The sequence below is a fragment of the Bacillus sp. mrc49 genome (assembly GCF_002803435.1).
The window spans coordinates 15,189-35,189 of the sequence record NZ_PHNG01000476.1; the positions used below are offsets into that span (position 1 = coordinate 15,189).

Annotated in this window: 19 protein-coding genes; 14 read left to right on the top strand and 5 right to left on the bottom strand. The window is 39.1% G+C overall.

Features of this window, described 5'->3' with window-relative positions:
• Positions 1-43: 43 nt before the first annotated feature.
• From CVN76_RS03925 to CVN76_RS03945, 5 genes are all read left to right on the top strand, one after another.
• Positions 44-1,696 (top strand): ABC transporter substrate-binding protein, encoded by a 1,653-nt coding sequence (locus tag CVN76_RS03925; protein ID WP_100530368.1) that lies wholly within the window; start codon positions 44-46, stop codon positions 1,694-1,696.
• A 237-nt stretch (positions 1,697-1,933) separates the two neighbouring features.
• Positions 1,934-2,869, top strand: a complete 936-nt coding sequence (locus tag CVN76_RS03930; RefSeq protein WP_100530369.1) for an ABC transporter permease — start codon at positions 1,934-1,936, stop codon at positions 2,867-2,869.
• A gap of 4 nt (positions 2,870-2,873) precedes the next feature.
• A complete protein-coding gene (locus tag CVN76_RS03935) occupies positions 2,874-3,767 on the top strand; it encodes an ABC transporter permease (RefSeq protein WP_100530370.1) in 894 nt (297 codons plus the stop codon).
• Between the two features lie 160 nt (positions 3,768-3,927).
• Positions 3,928-5,970, top strand: a complete 2,043-nt coding sequence (locus tag CVN76_RS03940; RefSeq protein WP_100530371.1) for an ABC transporter ATP-binding protein — start codon at positions 3,928-3,930, stop codon at positions 5,968-5,970.
• A 117-nt stretch (positions 5,971-6,087) separates the two neighbouring features.
• Positions 6,088-7,143, top strand: coding sequence for an LLM class flavin-dependent oxidoreductase (locus CVN76_RS03945; protein ID WP_100530372.1), 1,056 nt, complete (start codon positions 6,088-6,090; stop codon positions 7,141-7,143).
• 464 nt (positions 7,144-7,607) lie between these two features.
• Here the strand turns inward: CVN76_RS03945 and CVN76_RS03950 are convergent, their stop codons facing one another.
• Positions 7,608-7,919, bottom strand: coding sequence for a hypothetical protein (locus tag CVN76_RS03950; protein WP_100530373.1), 312 nt, complete (start codon positions 7,917-7,919; stop codon positions 7,608-7,610).
• A 281-nt stretch (positions 7,920-8,200) separates the two neighbouring features.
• On the bottom strand, positions 8,201-8,392 hold the full coding sequence (locus CVN76_RS03955; RefSeq protein ID WP_061142368.1) for a hypothetical protein: 192 nt from the start codon (positions 8,390-8,392) through the stop codon (positions 8,201-8,203).
• Positions 8,393-8,699: 307 nt separating this feature from the next.
• Between CVN76_RS03955 and CVN76_RS03960 the strand changes: the two genes are divergently transcribed.
• The 4 genes from CVN76_RS03960 to CVN76_RS03975 all read left to right on the top strand — a co-directional run bounded on the left by CVN76_RS03960 (position 8,700) and on the right by CVN76_RS03975 (position 11,065).
• A complete protein-coding gene (locus CVN76_RS03960; protein ID WP_100530374.1) occupies positions 8,700-9,182 on the top strand; it encodes a DUF2975 domain-containing protein in 483 nt (160 codons plus the stop codon).
• Positions 9,183-9,192: 10 nt separating this feature from the next.
• Positions 9,193-9,411, top strand: coding sequence for a helix-turn-helix domain-containing protein (locus tag CVN76_RS03965; protein ID WP_100530375.1), 219 nt, complete (start codon positions 9,193-9,195; stop codon positions 9,409-9,411).
• Between the two features lie 54 nt (positions 9,412-9,465).
• Positions 9,466-10,263 carry a DUF817 domain-containing protein gene (locus CVN76_RS03970; protein WP_100530400.1) on the top strand — a complete coding sequence of 266 codons (798 nt, stop codon included), beginning with the start codon at positions 9,466-9,468 and terminating at the stop codon, positions 10,261-10,263.
• A 277-nt stretch (positions 10,264-10,540) separates the two neighbouring features.
• Positions 10,541-11,065 (top strand): GNAT family N-acetyltransferase, encoded by a 525-nt coding sequence (locus tag CVN76_RS03975; RefSeq protein ID WP_100530376.1) that lies wholly within the window; start codon positions 10,541-10,543, stop codon positions 11,063-11,065.
• Positions 11,066-11,383: 318 nt separating this feature from the next.
• On the opposite strand, the gene CVN76_RS03980 is transcribed toward CVN76_RS03975, so the two are convergent.
• Together CVN76_RS03980 and CVN76_RS03985 are read right to left on the bottom strand one after the other, a co-directional pair.
• Entirely contained in the window at positions 11,384-12,895 is a 1,512-nt protein-coding gene (locus CVN76_RS03980) for a CoA transferase (RefSeq protein WP_100530401.1), read from the bottom strand.
• 37 nt (positions 12,896-12,932) lie between these two features.
• Complete coding sequence (locus tag CVN76_RS03985; protein WP_100530377.1) at positions 12,933-13,904, bottom strand: 3-hydroxyacyl-CoA dehydrogenase NAD-binding domain-containing protein; 972 nt, start codon at positions 13,902-13,904, stop codon at positions 12,933-12,935.
• 284 nt (positions 13,905-14,188) lie between these two features.
• Between CVN76_RS03985 and CVN76_RS03990 the strand changes: the two genes are divergently transcribed.
• The 5 genes from CVN76_RS03990 to CVN76_RS04010 all read left to right on the top strand — a co-directional run bounded on the left by CVN76_RS03990 (position 14,189) and on the right by CVN76_RS04010 (position 19,432).
• A complete protein-coding gene (locus tag CVN76_RS03990) occupies positions 14,189-14,791 on the top strand; it encodes a TetR/AcrR family transcriptional regulator (protein ID WP_100530378.1) in 603 nt (200 codons plus the stop codon).
• Positions 14,792-15,867: 1,076 nt separating this feature from the next.
• Positions 15,868-16,743 carry a R2-like ligand-binding oxidase gene (locus tag CVN76_RS03995; protein WP_100530379.1) on the top strand — a complete coding sequence of 292 codons (876 nt, stop codon included), beginning with the start codon at positions 15,868-15,870 and terminating at the stop codon, positions 16,741-16,743.
• A 355-nt stretch (positions 16,744-17,098) separates the two neighbouring features.
• The gene (locus CVN76_RS04000; RefSeq protein WP_100530380.1) at positions 17,099-17,704 is read left to right on the top strand and encodes a class I SAM-dependent methyltransferase; all 606 of its coding nucleotides are present in this window, start codon (positions 17,099-17,101) and stop codon (positions 17,702-17,704) included.
• The gene (locus CVN76_RS04005) at positions 17,679-18,365 is read left to right on the top strand and encodes a response regulator transcription factor (RefSeq protein WP_100530381.1); all 687 of its coding nucleotides are present in this window, start codon (positions 17,679-17,681) and stop codon (positions 18,363-18,365) included. Before CVN76_RS04000 ends, CVN76_RS04005 begins: the two co-directional genes overlap by 26 nt.
• Positions 18,362-19,432, top strand: a complete 1,071-nt coding sequence (locus CVN76_RS04010; RefSeq protein WP_100530382.1) for a sensor histidine kinase — start codon at positions 18,362-18,364, stop codon at positions 19,430-19,432. Before CVN76_RS04005 ends, CVN76_RS04010 begins: the two co-directional genes overlap by 4 nt.
• Positions 19,433-19,651: 219 nt before the next feature.
• On the opposite strand, the gene CVN76_RS04015 is transcribed toward CVN76_RS04010, so the two are convergent.
• Positions 19,652-19,969, bottom strand: a complete 318-nt coding sequence (locus CVN76_RS04015) for a hypothetical protein (protein WP_100530383.1) — start codon at positions 19,967-19,969, stop codon at positions 19,652-19,654.
• Positions 19,970-20,001: the final 32 nt, after the last annotated feature.

The following is a 20,001-nucleotide window of genomic DNA, read 5'->3' on the forward strand; positions in this document are numbered from 1 at the left end:
CTTAGTTAGCGTGTTAATTCTTAGTCAAGAAGGGTGAGTTTTGATGTCCACTAGAACAAAGTCACGCAAAATATTGTCTTTCCTTTTAATTTGTTTCTTGCTTCTTTTAGTTGGTTGCACGAATTCCGGTCAATCAACATCAACAAATATAAATTCCAAAGAAAGTTCAACCAGCGAGCCAGTTGCTGGTGGTGATTTCACTTATGCATTGTCCACTGCCCCAGATACATTAGATCCTCATGTAAGTGGCTTTGCTGTTTCGTACAGGGTCCTTAAAAGCATATTTGAAACTTTAGTCTATCAAGACGAGGATCATTCAATTGAACCATGGCTTGCTACAGATTGGGAGATATCAAAAGATCAAAAGACTTATACATTTAATCTAAGAGAAGATGTCACTTTTCACGATGGTTCAAAATTCAATGCCGAAGTGGTGAAATATAATTTTGACAGAATATTCGATCCGAAAACCAAGGCGATAACACCGGCTTCCTATATGGAGAAGGTTGATTCTGTAAAAGTATTGGATGAGTATACGGTTAAAATCACCTTATCCGAGCCATCGGCTACATTTTTAACTTTACTTGGTCATACGAACTTATCCATTGTGTCACAAGAAGCTGCGGAAAAGTATGGAGATCAATTTGCTAGCCATCCTGTAGGTTCAGGTCCATTTAAATTTGTTGAACAGGTAGAAAATGACCGGGTCGTATTGGAAAAATATGAAGGCTATCATGGGGGATATCTATTTGCGGAACACGAAGGATCAGCCTATTTGGATAAACTTATATTTAAAATTATTCCTGAAGAGGCAACACGCATTGGCAGTGTCCAAAGTGGACAGGTGGATGTAGCTGAAACAGTACCGCCACAGGATGTGGTTTCGATCAAAGAGAATGATCAATTAAATATTCTCGAGGCAGCGACAGGAGGGCTTCCATATACATTGTTCATCAATCAGACGTCTGCACCTTGGGGTGATGTGAAAGCAAGACAGGCTTTAAAGGCAGCCATTGATGTAGACACTATTGTAAATACCTTATATTTAAAAACCTATAAAAGAGCCTGGTCTGCGCTAGCCCCAATTACCTTTGGTTATGATGAAAGTCTGGAAAATAAAAAGACGTATGATGTGAAAAAAGCGAATCAAGCTTTTGATGAATTGGGTTGGAAAAAAGAAGCGGATGGGATACGGAAAAAAGATGGCAAAACGCTTACTTTGCGAATCCTTAATGACGCCGTTAACCGTGAGAAAAGACAGGATATTTCATTAATGGTTCAACAACAATTAAAAGAGGTTGGAGTGAAAGTTAAGCTAATCACAACGAGTGATAGCCAAAGTGTCTTAAAAGATCCAAAAGGATATGATCTTCGTGGAAATAGTCGAGTGGCACTAGATCCGGATGATCTTCGTCGTTTTTACGGTTCTGATTATACGATGGATAAGGGTGGCGGGAATATTGCATGGTTAAGGGACAATGAAATTGATACTTTGGTTGAGCAGGGAGCTGTAGAGGTAGATCCTGAAAAACGGTCAGACATCTATAAGCGAGTACAACAAAAGTTAATCGAGCAGGCTGTCATTATACCGGTCTATGATTTTCCTTATACTGTGGCCGCTACGAAAAACGTACAAGGACTAAAATTCGATTCAATTGGCTATCCTTTGTTTTTCGATGTGAATTTGACAAAATAAGCTTTGGTTGTCCTATACAGCATGGTTATTAAATGAAATAACCATGCTGTATAGTCATTAGTCAATGATCTTCATGGAAGCCTGCATGGAAGATCCTTTCTTACTATTTAATTGGACTAAAATCATGAATGATAGGAGTAATGAAGAAAGTAATAAGGAGGAATCATTTTTGGGGAAATCCATATCAACTGTTGTTAGGTTAAGTAAAAGTCAAAGGATTGCGGGTGTTCGTTCATTATGTTGCGGCTAATAGGAAGCAGAGGGATAACTGCATGTATCGTCTTAGTGGGCACTTTGTTTTTAGTTTTTTCCATCAATTATTTTCTCCCCAGTGATGCAGTAGATCTGTTGTTGGCTGACAATGGAGGGGATGAAAAATTAGCGGAGAGCCTCCGAAATGAGCTCGGACTGGATTTACCTTTCCATGAGCAGTTTTTGAATTATCTAACCGGGCTTCTTCATGGGGATTTTGGGCAGTCCATAGTCGATAGTGAGCCTGTAATCGATAAAATTATTGCTCAATTTTCAGCAACCATCATGCTGACGATCACCAGTGCCTTTATCGCCATTTCGGTCGGGGTAACTTTAGGCGTAGTATCAGCCATTCATCATAACAGCATGATTGATTTTGTGGCCAGAATTGTTGGTTTATTTGGAATTTCGATGCCAACCTTTTGGTCAGGTATCTTGCTGATCTTAATCTTTTCGATTCATTTAGGCTGGTTCCCAGCTATGGGATCAGAGAGTTTGAGTACCTTGGTCTTGCCAGCTATAACATTAGGATTAGTCGGATCTGGGTTTATCGTTCGGATTGTCCGTAATAGTATGCTTGAAGTGATTAATGAACCGTTTATTCTAACGTTACGAGCAAAAGGAATCTCTGAACGGGTCGTTATGTACCGTCATGCTTTGAGAAATGCACTTATTCCTGCTGTTACAATGATTGGCATGATTATTGGAGATTTTCTTGGAGGAGCAGTAGTCATTGAAACCGTGTTTGCTAGACAAGGAATCGGACGGATTGTCGCTGATGCCATCATGGCAAAAGATTTACCGGTTGTACAAGGGGTTGTCTTTTTCACGGCGATTATCTATGTCTCCATAAACTTGTTGGTAGATATCTCATACTCATTGATTGATCCCAGAATCAGACGCACGCAGTTAGGAGGTTGATTGAATGAGAGAAGTCGTTTCAGTACCCGTCAAACAAAGAGTTGCATCGTTAGTTCAACAAAAAAAATTCAGAATAAAGCTTTTTCGCTTGGAAAATGTATTTGTCTACTTAGGTATAGTTAGTATCCTTTTTTTAACGATTTGTGCGATTGTGCCACAGTGGATTGCCCCTTATTCTCCTACAAAAATGTTTTCAGATCAAATTATGCAGCCTCCTTCAGGAAATCATTGGTTCGGAACGGACTATTTTGGAAGAGATGTTTTTAGTGTAGTTGTAAATGGAAGCAGCTTTTCCTTATTAATCGGTGTACTGGCAGTTCTAGTTGGCGGAATTATTGGAAGTTTGATTGGCGCAGTCGCCGGTCATGTTGGGGGAATCATAGATACGATTTTTATGAGAATGATTGAAATCGTACAAACGATTCCCGGGATGTTATTGGCACTGGCACTTGCAGCGGCGCTAGGTGCTAATTTTTTAAACATTGTTCTGGCGGTTTCCGTAGCTTCCATGCCGGGCTATGCAAGGGTTATGCGTGGGCAGATTGTCAGCATAAAGAATCGTCCGTATGTAATGGCTTCAAAGTCCATAGGCACTTCCAATGTAAAGATTTTCATGAAGCATATTTTGCCAAACTCCTATCCACCTTTAGTAGTTATGGCATCTAACGGTCTTGGAACGGCTATTATAACAGGAGCAGGTTTAAGCTTTCTAGGACTCGGTGTTGTAAATGAGATTCCCGATTGGGGCGGTTTATTATCACAAGGAAGAGGCTATTTAGCTTCTGCTTGGTGGATTGCGACATTTCCAGGTATAGCGATCACGATATTTGTACTCTCAGTGAATATTATTGGTGATAGTCTTCGAGATTATTTTGACCCTAAAAAAAGAATGGCATGATGGTGGTGGAGCAGAGCCGGTTGATTTTTCTAATGACTGAAGAGTCCGAAGAATAGCCCTTGTTTTACGAATCAGATCTTTACGGGCATGGTTTCTCACCAACTCATTTGTAAGGTGGGGTTCTCTTGCTGCCTGTAAGGTGGGAATAGGAGAGATAGATTTGGATTCGTTATTGGATGTTAAGGATCTAACTGTTGATTTTAAAACGAAAAACGGTTTATTAACGGCTGTTTCGAAAATCGACCTACAAATAAACGATGGAGAAACGGTTTGTATAGTTGGAGAATCAGGGAGTGGGAAGTCCGTCACTTCTAAGGCAATTATGAGATTGATTGATTATGAGAATGGACAGATATCGGGTGGACAGATCCTATTTAATCAGGAAGACTTAGTCTCGATGTCAAAAAAAGGTTTAAATCAAGTACGAGGCAAAAAAATTTCCATGGTCTTCCAAGAACCGCTTTCAGCTTTTGATCCTGTCTTTACAATAGGACATCAGCTAACGGAAACAATGATCCAACATACAAAGGTTACAAAAAAACAAGCGTGGGAAAAGGGGACTGTTTTATTAAAAAGAGTGGGAATATCAGAACCGGAAATCCGAATGAAGCAATATCCAAGTGAATTATCAGGTGGAATGCTGCAACGGGCAATGATTGCGATGGCTCTTGCTTGTGAGCCGGAGTTATTGATTGCCGATGAACCGACAACGTCTCTTGATGTAACGATACAAGCGCAAATTATAGATTTGCTTAAAGAGTTAAAAAAAGAATTTAATATGGCCATTCTTCTTGTGACACATGACTTAGGCGTGGCCCTGCAGTTAGCAGACAGAATTGTTGTGATGTATGCAGGGAAAGTAGTGGAAGAAGGAACGGTCCAGCAGTTATTTCAAACGCCGTATCATCCTTATACCCGTGGGCTTTTACAATCGATACCAAAATTCGATTCTACTAGTAAAACGAAGCTCCATTCCATTGAAGGATCGATCCCTGGCTTACCGGATATGCCTGAAGGATGCCGATTCCATCCGCGATGCCCTTTTTCAACAGAAAAATGTCAGTTGAAAAGTCCGCCACTATCTTTGGTGAATGGAAGGTACAGTGCTTGCTGGTATGCAAAAGAGTTAGTAAAGGACGAAAGATGGTTTAGTGATTCACTGGCTGATCACGATTCAGTTAGGAAAGATAAATCTCCAGCAGGAGAAAAAACAAGGGAAGTTATCGAAACAAAAGCTTTATTTGAGATACGGGAACTAAGTAAGTATTATCCTTTGAAACATTCAAGTAAACAAATCAAAGCGGTAGACAATGTGTCATTTTCCATTATTGAGGGTGAAACCTTTGGATTAGTAGGAGAATCTGGGAGCGGAAAATCCACATTAGGCAGAGCGATCCTTCAATTGGAGAGAATGACAACGGGTGATGTAGTGTTCAAGGGACAATCATTAACTCAGTTGAAGAGTTCGGAAATGAGGAAAATGAGGAAAAATATGCAAATGATTTTTCAAGATCCTTATGGCTCCATTGACCCGCGCTGGACCATCGGAAAAGTGATTGCCGAACCGATAAAAGTACATCAGCCTGATCTGACGATAAAGCAGGTAGAAACAACAGTAAAAGAACTTTTGAAAAAAGTGGGATTGAAACCTGAGTGGTATAGTCGTTTTCCCCATGAGTTTTCAGGTGGCCAGCGGCAAAGGATTGGGATAGCGAGAGCGATAGCTGTAAACCCGACTTTCATTCTTGCCGATGAAGCGGTTTCGGCCCTGGATGTTTCTGTACGGGCGCAAATCATCAATCTCCTAAAAGACCTGCAGCAATCATTGAAGTTAACGTATTTATTTATCGGACATGATTTAAACATAGTCCGATATATTTCTGATCGAATAGGTGTAATGTATTTGGGGAAAATGGTTGAAATTGCTCCGAGTGAGGAATTATTTAACCGCCCTGCGCATCCTTATACGGAAGCATTGATCAAGTCCATTCCTCATGCTGATCTATTTCAAACAAAGAATGATCATTCGATTCATGGGGAAATACCATCTCCAGCAAATCCTCCATCAGGCTGCGGATTTCGCACACGCTGTCCATTTGCAACAGAACGTTGCACTATTGAAGTGCCAGAGTTAAAAGAATTTGAACCAGGGCGTTTCGTTTCATGCCACCATTCTACACTCGTGTTCGATCGAAAAAAATAAACGTACATCAACTGTATGCTGTACCCATAAAAGGGGACGGTTTAATATTATGTGGCTGTCAAGGAAAATAGGTTAATTGAATTCTATTACATTACATTAAATTTGGAGGTAATAACATTGAAATTTGTATTGTTTGACCTTATGGGTAATCATCCCAACGCTGTTACAGGAGAAGTAATGACTCAACAGCAAAGAATTCAACAAGTCGTTGATCAGGCCGAATATGCTGAAAAACTTGGCTTTGATGGTTATGGGGTGGGAGAGCGTCATGGAGCTCCATTTTTGTCCTCCTCTCCAGCCTTGATGTTAACCGCTATTGCTGCCAAAACATCCAAAATCCGTTTGCTGCCCACGGTTTCCGTTTTGAGTGTGCTTGACCCAGTGCGTGTCGCTGAGGACTATGCAACACTTGATCATCTTTCAGGCGGAAGATTAGAAATGATGATTGGTAAAGGCAATGATCCTCGCCATTATCCGCTATTTGGTATTACCGAGGAGGAGCAATGGTTGTCCATGTCTGAGCGATACGAACTTCTAAAACGGTTATGGAATGAAGAAAACATCACATGGGAAGGAAAATATCGTGCACCCTTACATAATGTGACGACCGAACCCCGACCATTTCAAAAACAGATTCCTATTTGGCATGGCAGTGCATCTAGTCCGCTTTCTACTGAACTTGCTGCAAAACATGGTGAACCGATATTCTCTTCGAATACTTTTCATCCATTGGCGAAGTATAAAGAGTTGATTGATCATTATCGTGAGCGATTGGATTATTATGGATATGATCCCGAGAAGGCATTCGTTGGTGCTGGGGCAAGAGGCTTGTACTTGGCCAATACAACGGAAGAAGCAATCAAAAGCTATCGTCCATACTATGATATTTATATGAACACAGATGCGTCGAAGTTCAATCAATCTCCATTTAAAGACCTTGAGGATCACATTCAAAATGGTTCAGCTCTGGTCGGAAGTGCTGATCAGGTTATAGAGAAGATATTAAAGTATCATCAAGCCTTCGGACATCAAGTACAAAGTATAAGTGTGGAGGGAATCAGTAAAGCGGAGCAACGAGAGCAACTTGAACGATTCGCCACTGACGTTATACCAGTCTTAAAGCGTGAAATCCCCAGTACAGTATGGGAAAGCAAACAATCTGCGTTGATATAAAGTATTCTTGAAGTGATTTCCGTCCGGGAATCCGATTGATTCGTCCATTTTTAGTTTCCTGCTTATGGAACTACCGATTATTAGTAGTCACGCAAGAGGTTACTCTTTACTCGACTAAAAGTGGCCGTTATCTTAGAGTGAAAGGTCGTACGCATGACAACGCCGCCGCGGAAGCGACCTTTAAAAAGTGGGCCTGCCTATCGCAGCTAACACTCGAATTTGGACAATGCATGAACTGATTCAAGCTGTAAACTTAGGGGAAATTCGGGTAAATATGTCCTCTAATATTAAAATTTGCTTGATTTTGCTTTACATTCCATAGGTATGTAGGATCGTTAAGAGAAAGGTTCATTAAATTCCTCACAAACTGTTCGATCAGAATGTGAGGATTTAAGGACCATATGAATGGAAAGGAGTTTTTGAGATTAGGATACTGAGGTGACTAGAAAGACTACCTATCCTATTTAAAATAAATCGATAGTGTATGCATCTATTTTTGAGGGTTCATTTAATAATTCCAATGGTTTTGTTTTCATTCCAAGTGCTTGACAGGCTTGGGGAATTAACTCAAGGATTTCATCATTAGCCATTTCATAATTAAACGTTGATTTTAATGAATGCTCCAATTCTATCGTACTGACTTTATTGAACTTTTCACCAACAATGATCATATCGTATTTTTTCATGACTTCTATCCAGGATTCTTTTGAATCGATTGTTAAAGCGGATTGTCTCAGTTCATTTAAAACCTCGATTAGTTTTTGTCGTTTGGCCATCATAACACCTCCTGATTAATAAGGTATATTATACCAAAATTCAACCTGAAAATCGGTATGAACATCGATGCTTAAGTTGGGGATTGAAATCTCATACGGCGATACAACTAAGGTGCAGCCAATTTAATCAACTTTGTTATTTCCTGCGATTATCAAGAATTTTCGGAGAATCTCTTATTTAGAAGATATTAATCTTAATAGATGAAAAGGTAAAGAAGAGAGCGGATGGGGAGGGAATAATGAAGTGCAAAAAGGCCACAAGGTAATCTCTTCGCCTAATTTTATTGGTTTTTCTCTTTATTAAAATCTAATATCCCTTTATTTAATTCGATATTATTTTTTACACTTTCTGAATTGTTTTCGTAATTAAACTTTTCTTTCTGAATGGAATTGGGATTGTCAGGACTTGGCGACATCCTTTCTAAAGCATCAGCAATTCTCGTAAGCTGTTCCAAAATTTTATCATTGGTCATACCCAGTTCCACCTTTTTCCTTTAATTATATATCAATCACATCATTAATAATACCCTACCCTTTAAATAGGAAATTGTAAAAAAGGTTTCTACCTTCAAAAAGCATCCCTCTTTTGGCGTAAATCTTCAATAAAAAACACCTCTCAGTTTTTTACACAGCTTAATTAATCCGTTCCTGAAAATTTTGATGCGTTCAAATAGTTGTTCTTATTCGTTAAGAATATAATAAAAAACAACATTAATTTATTGTAAAACGATAAATTTTGTATTAAAATCAATTTGACAATAAATTAGTGAGGTGTTTTTCATGAATCGAGTGTCAACACTCTTTTTGAAGATAGCTGTTTTTCTTATTGGGTTGCCGGTTCTTGCTTTGTGCATCTTTGTGGTTCCTGTGATAGCGAAGTTTGCCGTAGAATTATTTCCAAACATTCCTTATTTGAATGATCTTGTTTTTATTTATATGTATGTAACGGCGATCCCTTTTTATGTAGCCTTATATCAAGCGTTTAAGCTGTTAAGCTATATCGACAAGAACAAGGCATTCTCGGAATTATCAGTGGTGGCTTTAAAAAATATAAAATATTGTGCGATGGCAATCAGTATTTTGTATGTGTTAGGTCTGCCATTTTTTTATTTCACTGCGGAACTGGACGATGCTCCAGGTATCATAATAATTGGGTTGGTCATTATTTTTGCATCTATGGTGATTGCGGTCTTTGCTGCTGTACTTCAAAGTCTGTTGAAAAATGCCATTGAAATAAAATCAGAAAATGATTTAACGGTCTGAGGTGAATAACATGGCAATTATAATCAATATTGATGTGATGCTGGCTAAAAGGAAAATGAGCGTAACGGAACTTTCGGAGAGGGTCGGGATAACGATGGCTAACCTGTCAATCTTGAAAAACGGAAAGGCAAAGGCGATTCGATTAACAACTTTAGAGGCAATTTGCAAGGCTTTGGAATGTCAGCCAGGAGATATTTTGGAATACCGAAATGATGAAGAGATACAGTGAAGAAAAGGGGAGGTTCTCATGCATGTAACCATAAAAAAAGCGGAGTCACGAATCATGGCAGCATCTAAACAGGTCGTTCGTTTCGGTTGGGAGCAGGCCCTATCATGTTTATTTCCGGCCGTCATCTTTGCCTCCTTGGCGTTAACAAAATTCCTGCCGCTTCCCTTTTTGCCGCGGTATGACTGGCTGCTCATCATCTGCCTTCTCATGCAGTGGCTAATGGTGCGTTCCGGGCTTGAAACACGTGATGAACTAAAGGTCATCACGATGTTCCACCTTATTGGTCTTGCACTGGAGCTTTTCAAGGTACATATGGGCTCCTGGTCCTATCCAGAGGAAGGATATTTCAAAATTTTTGGTGTCCCTTTATATAGCGGTTTCATGTACGCAAGTGTAGCGAGTTATCTTTGCCAGGCCTGGAGAAGGCTGAAGGTTGAATTGGTTAAGTGGCCGCCATTTTTGGTGGTTGTACCTCTTGCGACTGCAATTTATTTGAATTTCTTCCTTCACCATTTTTGGATGGACGTTCGTTGGGGGCTGTCTGGGCTTGTCATCATCGTCTTTTGGCAATCATGGGTCATGTATGAAATTAATGGTACCCGTTATCGTATGCCACTCGCGCTTTCTTTTGTGCTCATCGGATTTTTTATCTGGATAGCCGAAAATATCGCAACATTCTTTGGAGCTTGGGAATACCCAAACCAAACCGATGCGTGGAGTCTCGTTCATCTCGGCAAGGTGAGTTCATGGCTTTTATTAGTGATTGTCAGTTTTCTTATAGTAGCGACGTTAAAGCAGGTTAAAGGAAAAACTGCCACTTCCACCAATGGCAGTTCCTTTTATAACGGTTAACCTCCGATTCGTACAAAAAGCAAGCCTGACGGAAGGTTATAGAGATCTTATTAAGCCAGTTTATTGATTTTTAAAGTAGAGGAGCACCCATTAATGCGGGTGCTCATTTTGGTTACATAAGGTAATTTGTAGATAATGATGGATGTGGCTCTTTTATGAAATGTTGTTGCTTCCTTAATGAACTAAATAAGGCTGGTTTGTTGTATAATGAGATGAGTATTTTACCATTAAATGTAAATTAAAGAGGGGCATAAATGCAACTAAAAGGAGTGGAAGCATGTTTCCTATATTAGAAACCGAACGTTTAGTCTTACGAGAGCTTATTGAAGAGGACGCACCAAATATATTAAAGTGCTTTTCTAATGCAGATGTATTACGTTATTACGGGCAAAGGCCATTAACAAGTATAAATCAGGTGAACCAAATTGTCAGGAACTTTTCGAAAAGTTACGAGCAAAAAAGTGGTATTAAATGGGGAGTTGAAAGAAAAGGTATGGATGGTATCATCGGGACGATTGGGTTTCAAGAGTGGTCTCAAGAACATAAACGAGCCGAAATCAGCTATGCTCTTTTTTCTGAACATTGGGGCCAAGGGTACGCATCCGAGGCTGTTGGGAAAGTGATCTCCCATGGTTTTAACGAGCTAGGTTTGATGCGTATTGGTGCAGTTGTTTTTGTTAAAAATCAGGCATCCAAAAAATTATTAACAAAACTGGGCTTTGAAAAAGAAGGGGTAATGAGAAATTATATGTATCAGGATAATGTTCCGTTTGATGCGAATTTGTATTCTTTGTTAGTGTGAAGACGTTCGAAAAATCGTACTAAAACGATGTTGAAGAAGGAAACACGTGTAGGATGGAAAGGGAGATATTAAAACGGGAGTCTGCGTGAATAACTCTATACACTGATTCAGAGATAAACCGTTCAATTGGTTCGAGAATCTTATTCTATCAAAAGACTAAAGGCAAACTCGATGTATGGAGTTTGCCTTTAGAAATGATGTATAAATATTTACCGGAAAAACGGGCACTCGCTTTCAACAGGGCGGAGCTGTTTAGCTCGAGGGAAATATCCCTTGAAACCAGGCTTTCATGTAGGGGCCTTTGCCGCAGCTTCTCCTTCATTTTTCACTAAATTGCCATTCCGGACGACTGGACCCGCGAGGAACTAGAACAGTGTTATATTCACCAGGTGTCTCTGACATTTTCACCTGGTCCGTTACCCCTTGATATAAACCAAGTGGAGTTTCAGCAGTAAATAAGTCTGGTGCGATATATTCATGCTCCTCTGAGGATCCGGCTGTTTTTTCAACAAATCGTTTGTCAAAGATACCCATGGAGAGAATCCATAAAGACACACGGTCTAAAGAGACACGGACACGATAACTGCCGCCTTCTTTTGCTCTTCTCTCCATAGCTACTAAAGCTCCCACTTCAAGCAGCCAAGAAATTGCATAGTCATTTACAATTGAAATGGGTGGTAATTTAGGATTGTCCGGAGAACCTTCAAGAGCCATTACGCCTGTTACACAGCCAGCTGTTTGGTCAAAGCCATTACGTGTTGCCCATTCGCCTTCCGTTCCATGTAAATTTACCGTGCAATGGATGATGCCTGGGCGAATTTGTGCACAATCCTCTGCAGATAGCTCTTGCTGCTCAATAAATCCAGAGCGGCGGTTTGCAAAAAAGATGTCCGCATCCTGCAGCAATTCTTTCATTTTATGTTTGCCTTCTTCAATTTTTAAATCCAGTGTAGCAGAACGCATTCCCACATTGGATGTTGCATATACAATATCGTGTTCCCAATCCGTTGGACGCCATATGTTTAAAACATCTGCACCATGTAACGCAAGCGCTCTTCCAAAACCTGCACCAGCGATAACATGGGCAAGTCCTAAGGCACGGACGCCTTCTAGTGGAGACTTGGCATCTTCGGAAAGTGGTTCTGGATCACTCTCGCCTATTTTTTCAATTTCGATCAGAGGTAGCTTCGCTACTTCTTCGTAAGTAGATTCTTTCATGAACTCTTCGATTGTCCGTACTACGGGCATGACGATTCCACGTTCAGCAGCAGCATTTTCTAAGTCCTTCGAATTCCATTGTTTGATGGCGCTGGCTACAGATTGGCGATCTTCCGTACAATTTAAAAATAATAATGCTTCATGCTTGGATCGTGGATAAGGATTTAGCGGCATCACCCATTTCCCGTCTTTTGTTTGATAGAAAGTAAAGTCAAATGGGTTATAGGGGTCATTGGCAATCCCTGGTGCTAACCCATTGATTTTTTCCCACTGCCTGTCGTAAAAAGGGGAAAGTCTTCGTAATGCCTTACGTAAATCCATGTGAATGTTTTGACCTTTTCCGCCACGCATTCTCCAAATTTTAGAAACGGCGATGGATTTTGCAACTAAAGCGATAGCAGCTGCTGATGCCAAGCGGAGTGTACTAGGAACTATCGGGTCTTGTCCGTAAAAGGTGACGGTTCCTTCGCAGTCTTCCACCGTTAATCCGACTTCCTTCAAAACGGTGGTTAGTTCTTTGTAAATATCGAAATCGTCAAGGTTTGTCAATGTATGTTCGTTTGCTTTAATGATAGCATCAGTAAGCTTTTTTTCTTCCGTGTTTGTAGTCATCATAATCCCTTCCTTATTGAAAATTGTGTATAAAGAGTTATTTATGTTTTTCATTGAACGCATCTAGTACAGATAACTGCCGGGAATCACGCTTTTCATCAAGCCGATTCTCCTCTACCGCACCGTAGGATGACATAGCTTGTTCAGATAAATGCTGTATGGTGTCTTCATTTAGATGTGGGTTACCGAGATGATTCCAAAGAACATTCATTCCAGGACCTAAATGTTTGAGGAATGCAGGGAATCCTCCATCACCGCCTCCCAAATGGAAGGTTAGGAATGGTCCGCCTGCTGCCCAGCGGAGTCCAATTGAGCTGGTGACGATTTCGTCAAGTTCCTCCATTGAAACGACACCTTCCAATACTAAATGAACAGCCTCACGGAATAATGCTGATTGCAGACGATTGGCTACAAACCCATCGATCTCTTTTTTTAAAACAAGAGCGTTCTTACCTAGAGATTCATAAAACTGAACAGCTTTTTCAACAGAGCTGGAAGCTGTTTCATTGCCTGGGACAATCTCCACCAATGGAACAAGATGAGGTGGATTAAATGGATGGCCAATTAACATACGCTCTGGATATTTCATTTTCGCTGCAATCTCACTGGCCTTTAAACCGGAAGAGGATGACAGCAGCAAAGTGTCTTTACAGACAAACCGTTCAATATTTTCATATAATTCCTGCTTGAAGTCTAGACGTTCAGGTCCGTTTTCTTGGACAACGGATGAGCCATCAAGTGCACGTTCGAGATTTCCCTCAATCGTTAATCGATCAGTAAGGTCCTCGGTTGGAAGTCCAAGCTTTTGTAAAGAGGGAATGATTTTTTTAATACCAGCATGCACAACTTCTTCTAAATCAGGGCGAACGTCATTCACCCGTACTTCTAAGCCTTTTGCAAGGAAGTAGGCGGTCCAGGAAATTCCGATGACGCCAGCTCCAATGACGGTAACAGGGCTAAACTTTTGAAAATCCTCTGATAACCGTGGACTGTTCCTATTTCCATTCATCTTAATCATCCCTTTTTTAAGTGTAAATACTTCTTCACATGCGTTCATGATTTCTTAGATAGTCATGTAACACAGTAGGTGAAGCTAAAGTGAGATCTGTGATGGTTAAACGTGAAGTTCATACTTTTGATCCATTTGTTGCAAAAAAAGCACTTGTTATAAATAATTATAGTAATAGAATGTACAATAACAAGAATCAATAAAAGCTGAAATGATGCTTAAGCAACAGCTCAACAGGATATTGTTGCAAAAATAGAAAAGTTAGTAAAGGAGAGTAAAGAAAAATGGAGAAAAAAGTGGATCCGCGGGTACGCCGTACAGACAATCTTCTCAGAGATTCTCTAATCGAGTTAATGGATGAAAAGAGCTATGAAAGCATAACGATAAAAGATATTACTGAACGTGCAACTCTCAACCGGGCGACTTTTTATCGCCACTATGAAGATAAAGAGGATTTATTGAATAAAAGTATAGATAGGATGCTTGAAGACCTTTTCGGAGATGCATCGAAGTTCTACAGCGTAACCAAAGATCCGCATGAATTACAGCATTATGTCGCTTTACATATTTTTGAACATATCGCTAGATCGAATAAGTTTTTCCACGTCATGTTGATCAAAAAAGGGATTCCTAACTTCCTCCAATATTTAAAAGATTTTATTTTTCAATTCTATGATCATATGATTTTGGAAACGGATGTAAAAGAAGAGGAACTTCCTGTTACAAAAGAAGTGATCGTCAGTTATATTTCTGCTGCATATATCGGGGTTATCTCCTGGTGGCTGGAAAATGATATGCCATTCTCTTCGGCTTCCATGGCTGAACAAATGATTCAAATCAATATGCAAGGTCCGATTCAATTGTTGGGACAAAATCTGAATCGGTAAGTTGCTGCCTTTCTAAGAGAGAACTACACGAACTTAAGTATGTAAAAGAGGGGGAAAGGAACAGGAAGCTAAAAGGGAAACGTATTTGATAATATCTTTGCCAGTTAAAAAAGAATTTAAGTCAATTGCACAGTTACAGATGATAAGTATATGGTTATCAAATTTGAAGACTGACAGAAAAACCAGTTAAGCGATTTTTTAATAGATAAAACGAAGGTTTCTCATGATAAAAAAGTACCAAGGGATTGGAATGTCACGAAATGCTTTCCTGATGTTCAAGCAGTAATTGTTTCTTTTAAAAAATGAAAACGGATTTCTCATAGGAGCTTTGAAAATGGCTCGGAGTTTCCCCTAATTGCTTGACTGTACATGATAATAAAGATTCAGATTTAACTTCACATTCAGTTAGCCTAAAAGCAACGTTGAATAAGGCATGCTCAAATCTTTAATAGAGATTGGTAAAAAAAGGTTTTATACCTATTTAAATATGAGTGATGATTTCATCTTTGTTATGCACGACTAATTCCTCATTTCAATAGGCTGTACAGAATATGCACCTTGATTTTTGAAGAATTAAACCAAAAGTTAATGTTTTTGTCTGAAATTTCATGTAAATAATCCCAAAATATAAGTATTTAGTAGCCTGATGGTTTTAGAAAAGGGAGGGAGGTCATGAGTACAAATGAGTGGTCTGAAGGATCAACGGGAGTGATTCGAAACAATTGAACTGTCAGATGATGCTTTCTTGTAAAAGGATGGTGTAAAAAAGCTAGGAGCAAATCTAAAAGTATAAATTGTTTGGGGGGAGAAGGAAGGACCAGGCCTGTTGTTTTTATCAGGCCTTTTTTGTTACCCATTTTTCTGCTTGTAAGGGATGATTTTAATTGGGGGAATGTAGGTTGTTAGTGGTCCGGTATGGGTATTACCTTCAACCTGGTTATTGCCGCTTTTAAAAGGTGGTTACTAGGCAACTCAACTTGAAATTCTAAGAAAAACTTTCACAAAGAAAACCCTCTGTCCAAACGGATATTTTTTCCGTAGCATAAAATGATACATAATCATAAGGAGGAATATACGTGAGAAAGAAACTTTTGACGACGAGCTCGGAAGGTTTAATGGAGGATTCATTTCCATACCAGTTGTATCAAAAAGCAAAAAAGTTTGGAATTTGGAATCCTCAGCATATTAATTTTTCACAGGATCAACAAGACTGGAAAACGTTATCCGTAAAAGAAAAAGATTGGATGCTAAGACTCCTTGCCCAATTTCAGGGAGGGGAAGAGGCGGTAACTCTTGACTTACTTCCATTGCTTAGGGTAATCGCTGGAGAAGGAAGGCTGGAGGAAGAGATGTTCCTTACCACATTTCTATACGATGAAGCCAAACATACTGAGTTCTTTCGGCTTGTACTGAATGCCATCGGTGAAAAAGGAGATTTGTCCCACTTGCATTCCAATAGTTATCGTAAGATATTTTATGATATTCTCCCCGAAACAATGGAGCGTCTATGGCATGAACAAACCCCAGAGGCAATAGCTGACGCAGCGACAGTGTACAATATGTTCGTAGAAGGAGTGTTGGCTGAAACTGGTTATAAATCATTTTACGATGGACTGAAAACGATTGGTAAAATGCCTGGGTTAATAGAAGGCATAGATTACCTGAAAAAAGATGAATCAAGACATATTTCTTACGGGACCTTTTTGCTTCAACGCTTGATTTGTGAGCATCCGCATCTTTTTGATCGAGTGGTTAAGAAGCTCGAAGAATTGGCCCCTCTTTCAATTTCCTTGAATGCTGAGGGCGTTATCGGGGAGGGGGAAAAATTAAACCAATACAAATCCGAAATCAGGAAATACTCTGAAAAACAGCTGATGGTAAGAATTGAAATCCTTGCACGGGCAAAGGGGCAGACAATTGAAGAGATTTATCGATCTTCAGGAGCAAAATGAGTAACGATATCTAACTAAAAGCACTTTTTAGTTAGATATCTTCTTAAAGTAATGGATTAACGAATGTTCATGGTCATCCTGCATCCATATGATTACATCAAATGAATGATCAATATAGAATGAATGTTAATGAGTAGTATGGTCGATAACTAAGCACTTTCATGGAATGCGCGGCATTAACCCGATTCAAAAGGTTTGTGCCATTTTTTTTGGAAAAGGATGGTCTTATCATCGTAGGACAAACTGTTTTTATAGAGCTTATCCAAAACTTAAGAATTCTTAAGAAATTCTGCCACTTTTTCTTCAGGTTTGAATTGTATAGTAATTGATAAATTCAAACCGATGGGGTGACAATATGAAACAATCCATGTTCTTATTTCAATTCATGATAAATCCAAAAATGGTTGGTGCCGTCCTTCCTAGTTCTGGATTTCTCGGGAATAAAATGGTTGAAGGAATTGATTTTAACAAAGCGAAATACATTGTTGAATATGGAGCGGGAACAGGTGTATTCACAGAAATATTGTTAACAAAAAGAAATCGCAAGACCGTTATTTTATTAGTCGAAAATAATAGGGGGTTTTTTCAAGTACTACAAGAAAAATTTAAAGCAGAAAGCAATGTATTCATTGTATATGGATCTGCTTCGGATATTGAACAGCATATGAAAAGATTCGATATTCCTTATGTCGATTATGTGGTCTCGGGGTTGCCTTTTGCAAGTTTGCCGAAAGAAATTTCAAATGAGATTCTGTTACATACCACTAAGATATTAAAAAAGGATGGACAATTCATCACCTTCCAATACACGAAATGTAAAAAGGCTTTCATTGAGAAGTTTTTCAACAGAATAGATATAAAAAGAGAATATCGTAATTTGCCGCCAGCATATGTGTTTAGCTGTACGATTCCAAACCGGCATGTGGAGGATGATTATGGAGTCCAAAATACTAATTGTTGATGATGAAAAAGAAATTAGAAACCTCGTTTCCGTTTATTTAGAAAATGAGGGATTTAAAACCAAACAGGCAGAGAATGGGTATGAAGCCCTGGAATTATTGGAAACTATCAAATTTGACCTCGTTATTTTAGATATCATGATGCCAAAGATGGATGGCATGGAAGTATGTATGAAAATTAGGCAAGAACGGACTATGCCGATAATTATGCTTTCTGCAAAATCAGAAGATATGGATAAAATTCAAGGGCTTGCAATGGGTGCTGATGACTATCTGACAAAGCCGTTTAACGCATTGGAGTTAATAGCAAGGGTAAAATCACAGCTTAGAAGATATAAAAAATACAACACAGATGCCAATCATGACAAACATATCATTGAGATTGGTGATTTAACCATTAATACTGATACTCGGCAAACCAGGGTCGGGGATATGGAGGTAAGATTAACTCCAAAGGAATTCGATATACTTGAATTGCTAGCTCGCAATAAAGGAATCGTATTGAGTGTCAGTAAAATTTATGAAGCTGTCTGGAAGGAGGGCTTTTTTAAATCTGACAATACGGTAATGGTTCATATCACCAAAATTAGAGACAAGATTGAAGAAGATCCCAAGCACCCCATTTATATCAAAACGGTTTGGGGGGTGGGCTATAAAATATGAGGAATATCAAATTGAATGATAAATTGATCATAAAGCTTTATGTCGTGATAGCGATTAGCTTCCTGGTGGCAATTGGGATGATGATGCTGATTAGTTATTTTACTTTACCTGTGTTCATGAAGGATCCAACCGAGATCAATTTGAAAAAATATAATTTGATGCTGATTTCTTTGGGTATCCTGACGTTCATCGTAAGCTCATTATTTCTTGTGCGAAAAAAATTGGTTTATTTAAAGCTTATCACAGAAAATATCGAACAAATCGCCAATGGAAAGCTTGGTTTAACGATTGAGGTGCAAGGCAGGGATGAGATGGCTCAACTTGCCATGAATATCAATTCCATGTCAGAAGAATTGAAAAGGAAGTTTGAAAATGAAAGACGTTTGGAAAGTTCAAAGAATGAGCTTATAACAAATGTTTCTCATGATTTGCGTACACCGTTAACTTCCATCATTGGCTATTTGGATTTGTTAAGAAAAGGTCAATATGAAAACAGGGAGCAATTACAGGAATATGTTGAAACGATTTATGGAAAATCACAAAGGCTCAAAAATCTAATCAATGAACTTTTCGAATATACCCGTCTATCAAGTCCTGATGTAAGACTAAACCTTAGGACTGTCGATTTGGCAAGTTTAATAAGGCAAATGTTTGGGGAGTATATCCCATTGTTGGAAGATGAACGATTGACTATCAGGGAATCGATAACGGAAGAAGTCCTGCCTGTCTTAATAGATGTTGAAAAAATGGTTCGTGTTTATGAAAATCTCATTATGAATGCCATTAAATACAGCATGAAGCCATCTCCATTTCAAATAGTTTTGAAATCGGAAGGGGTAAACGCGGTATTGGAAGTATCAAACAAAATTGTAGCCGCCCCTATAGACGATGCAAATAAATTGTTTGATCGCTTATTTATTGATGATGAGGAACGGACGGGCAATGGAGGGACAGGTCTGGGGCTTGCCATTTCGAAAAGGATTGTCCATCTTCATGAGGGCGCGATCCGCGCGGAATATAATCAAAATTGGATTAGTTTTATCGTTGAACTTCCAATACAAAAATGATGGCCCTTGAAGTTTTTTTCGCTTCAGGGGCCATTACTTTTAGAGACACTTCACTGTACTAATGTTTTGGCTGCGGTAAACGAGAGTGCTCTTGGAAAGGAGGGCCGATTGAAGGGGGAGAGAAAAACGTGTGAGAAGCATAAAAACCCTGCAGGAATATATCGGATTTTCAATTGCAGGGAATCAAGTCAGAAAATCTAGCCCTATTCAGCGGATGATTTAAAATAGTTCAATATAGTAACCAGCTAAGTTGCTAGTATCTTCACCAAAAAACGCGGGTTCATTTTTCATATTAAGGGATTCGCAGACAACCGGGATGATATTCAGTAATTCGGCATAAGAGATATCAATATCATGAATTTCTTTCAGGCTATGACAAAATTCTATGCTGTCGATTTTATTGGAATTCTCGCCTATTAAAATCATATCGTGTTTTTCAATGGCATGTGCATTTCCCCATGAAGCATCAGGATTGATTGCTTGAGCGTCGTCTTTTAGCTGGACTAGAACTTCTTTTATTTTTTGTGAATTAGTCATTATTACACTTCCTTTATTTTTGTACAGGTCCA

Bases quoted from the DNA above. Each gene is read 5' to 3' on its own strand.
- CVN76_RS03925 (WP_100530368.1), top strand. From the start codon at position 44: ATGTCCACTAGAACAAAGTCACGCAAAATATTGTCTTTCCTTTTAATT.
- CVN76_RS03930 (WP_100530369.1), top strand. From the start codon at position 1,934: ATGTTGCGGCTAATAGGAAGCAGAGGGATAACTGCATGTATCGTCTTA.
- CVN76_RS03935 (WP_100530370.1), top strand. From the start codon at position 2,874: ATGAGAGAAGTCGTTTCAGTACCCGTCAAACAAAGAGTTGCATCGTTA.
- CVN76_RS03950 (WP_100530373.1), bottom strand. From the start codon at position 7,919: ATGGCCAAACGACAAAAACTAATCGAGGTTTTAAATGAACTGAGACAA.
- CVN76_RS03955 (WP_061142368.1), bottom strand. From the start codon at position 8,392: ATGACCAATGATAAAATTTTGGAACAGCTTACGAGAATTGCTGATGCT.
- CVN76_RS03960 (WP_100530374.1), top strand. From the start codon at position 8,700: ATGAATCGAGTGTCAACACTCTTTTTGAAGATAGCTGTTTTTCTTATT.
- CVN76_RS03965 (WP_100530375.1), top strand. From the start codon at position 9,193: ATGGCAATTATAATCAATATTGATGTGATGCTGGCTAAAAGGAAAATG.
- CVN76_RS03970 (WP_100530400.1), top strand. From the start codon at position 9,466: ATGGCAGCATCTAAACAGGTCGTTCGTTTCGGTTGGGAGCAGGCCCTA.
- CVN76_RS03975 (WP_100530376.1), top strand. From the start codon at position 10,541: ATGTTTCCTATATTAGAAACCGAACGTTTAGTCTTACGAGAGCTTATT.
- CVN76_RS03980 (WP_100530401.1), bottom strand. From the start codon at position 12,895: ATGACTACAAACACGGAAGAAAAAAAGCTTACTGATGCTATCATTAAA.
- CVN76_RS03985 (WP_100530377.1), bottom strand. From the start codon at position 13,904: ATGAATGGAAATAGGAACAGTCCACGGTTATCAGAGGATTTTCAAAAG.
- CVN76_RS03990 (WP_100530378.1), top strand. From the start codon at position 14,189: ATGGAGAAAAAAGTGGATCCGCGGGTACGCCGTACAGACAATCTTCTC.
- CVN76_RS04000 (WP_100530380.1), top strand. From the start codon at position 17,099: ATGAAACAATCCATGTTCTTATTTCAATTCATGATAAATCCAAAAATG.
- CVN76_RS04005 (WP_100530381.1), top strand. From the start codon at position 17,679: ATGGAGTCCAAAATACTAATTGTTGATGATGAAAAAGAAATTAGAAAC.
- CVN76_RS04010 (WP_100530382.1), top strand. From the start codon at position 18,362: ATGAGGAATATCAAATTGAATGATAAATTGATCATAAAGCTTTATGTC.
- CVN76_RS04015 (WP_100530383.1), bottom strand. From the start codon at position 19,969: ATGACTAATTCACAAAAAATAAAAGAAGTTCTAGTCCAGCTAAAAGAC.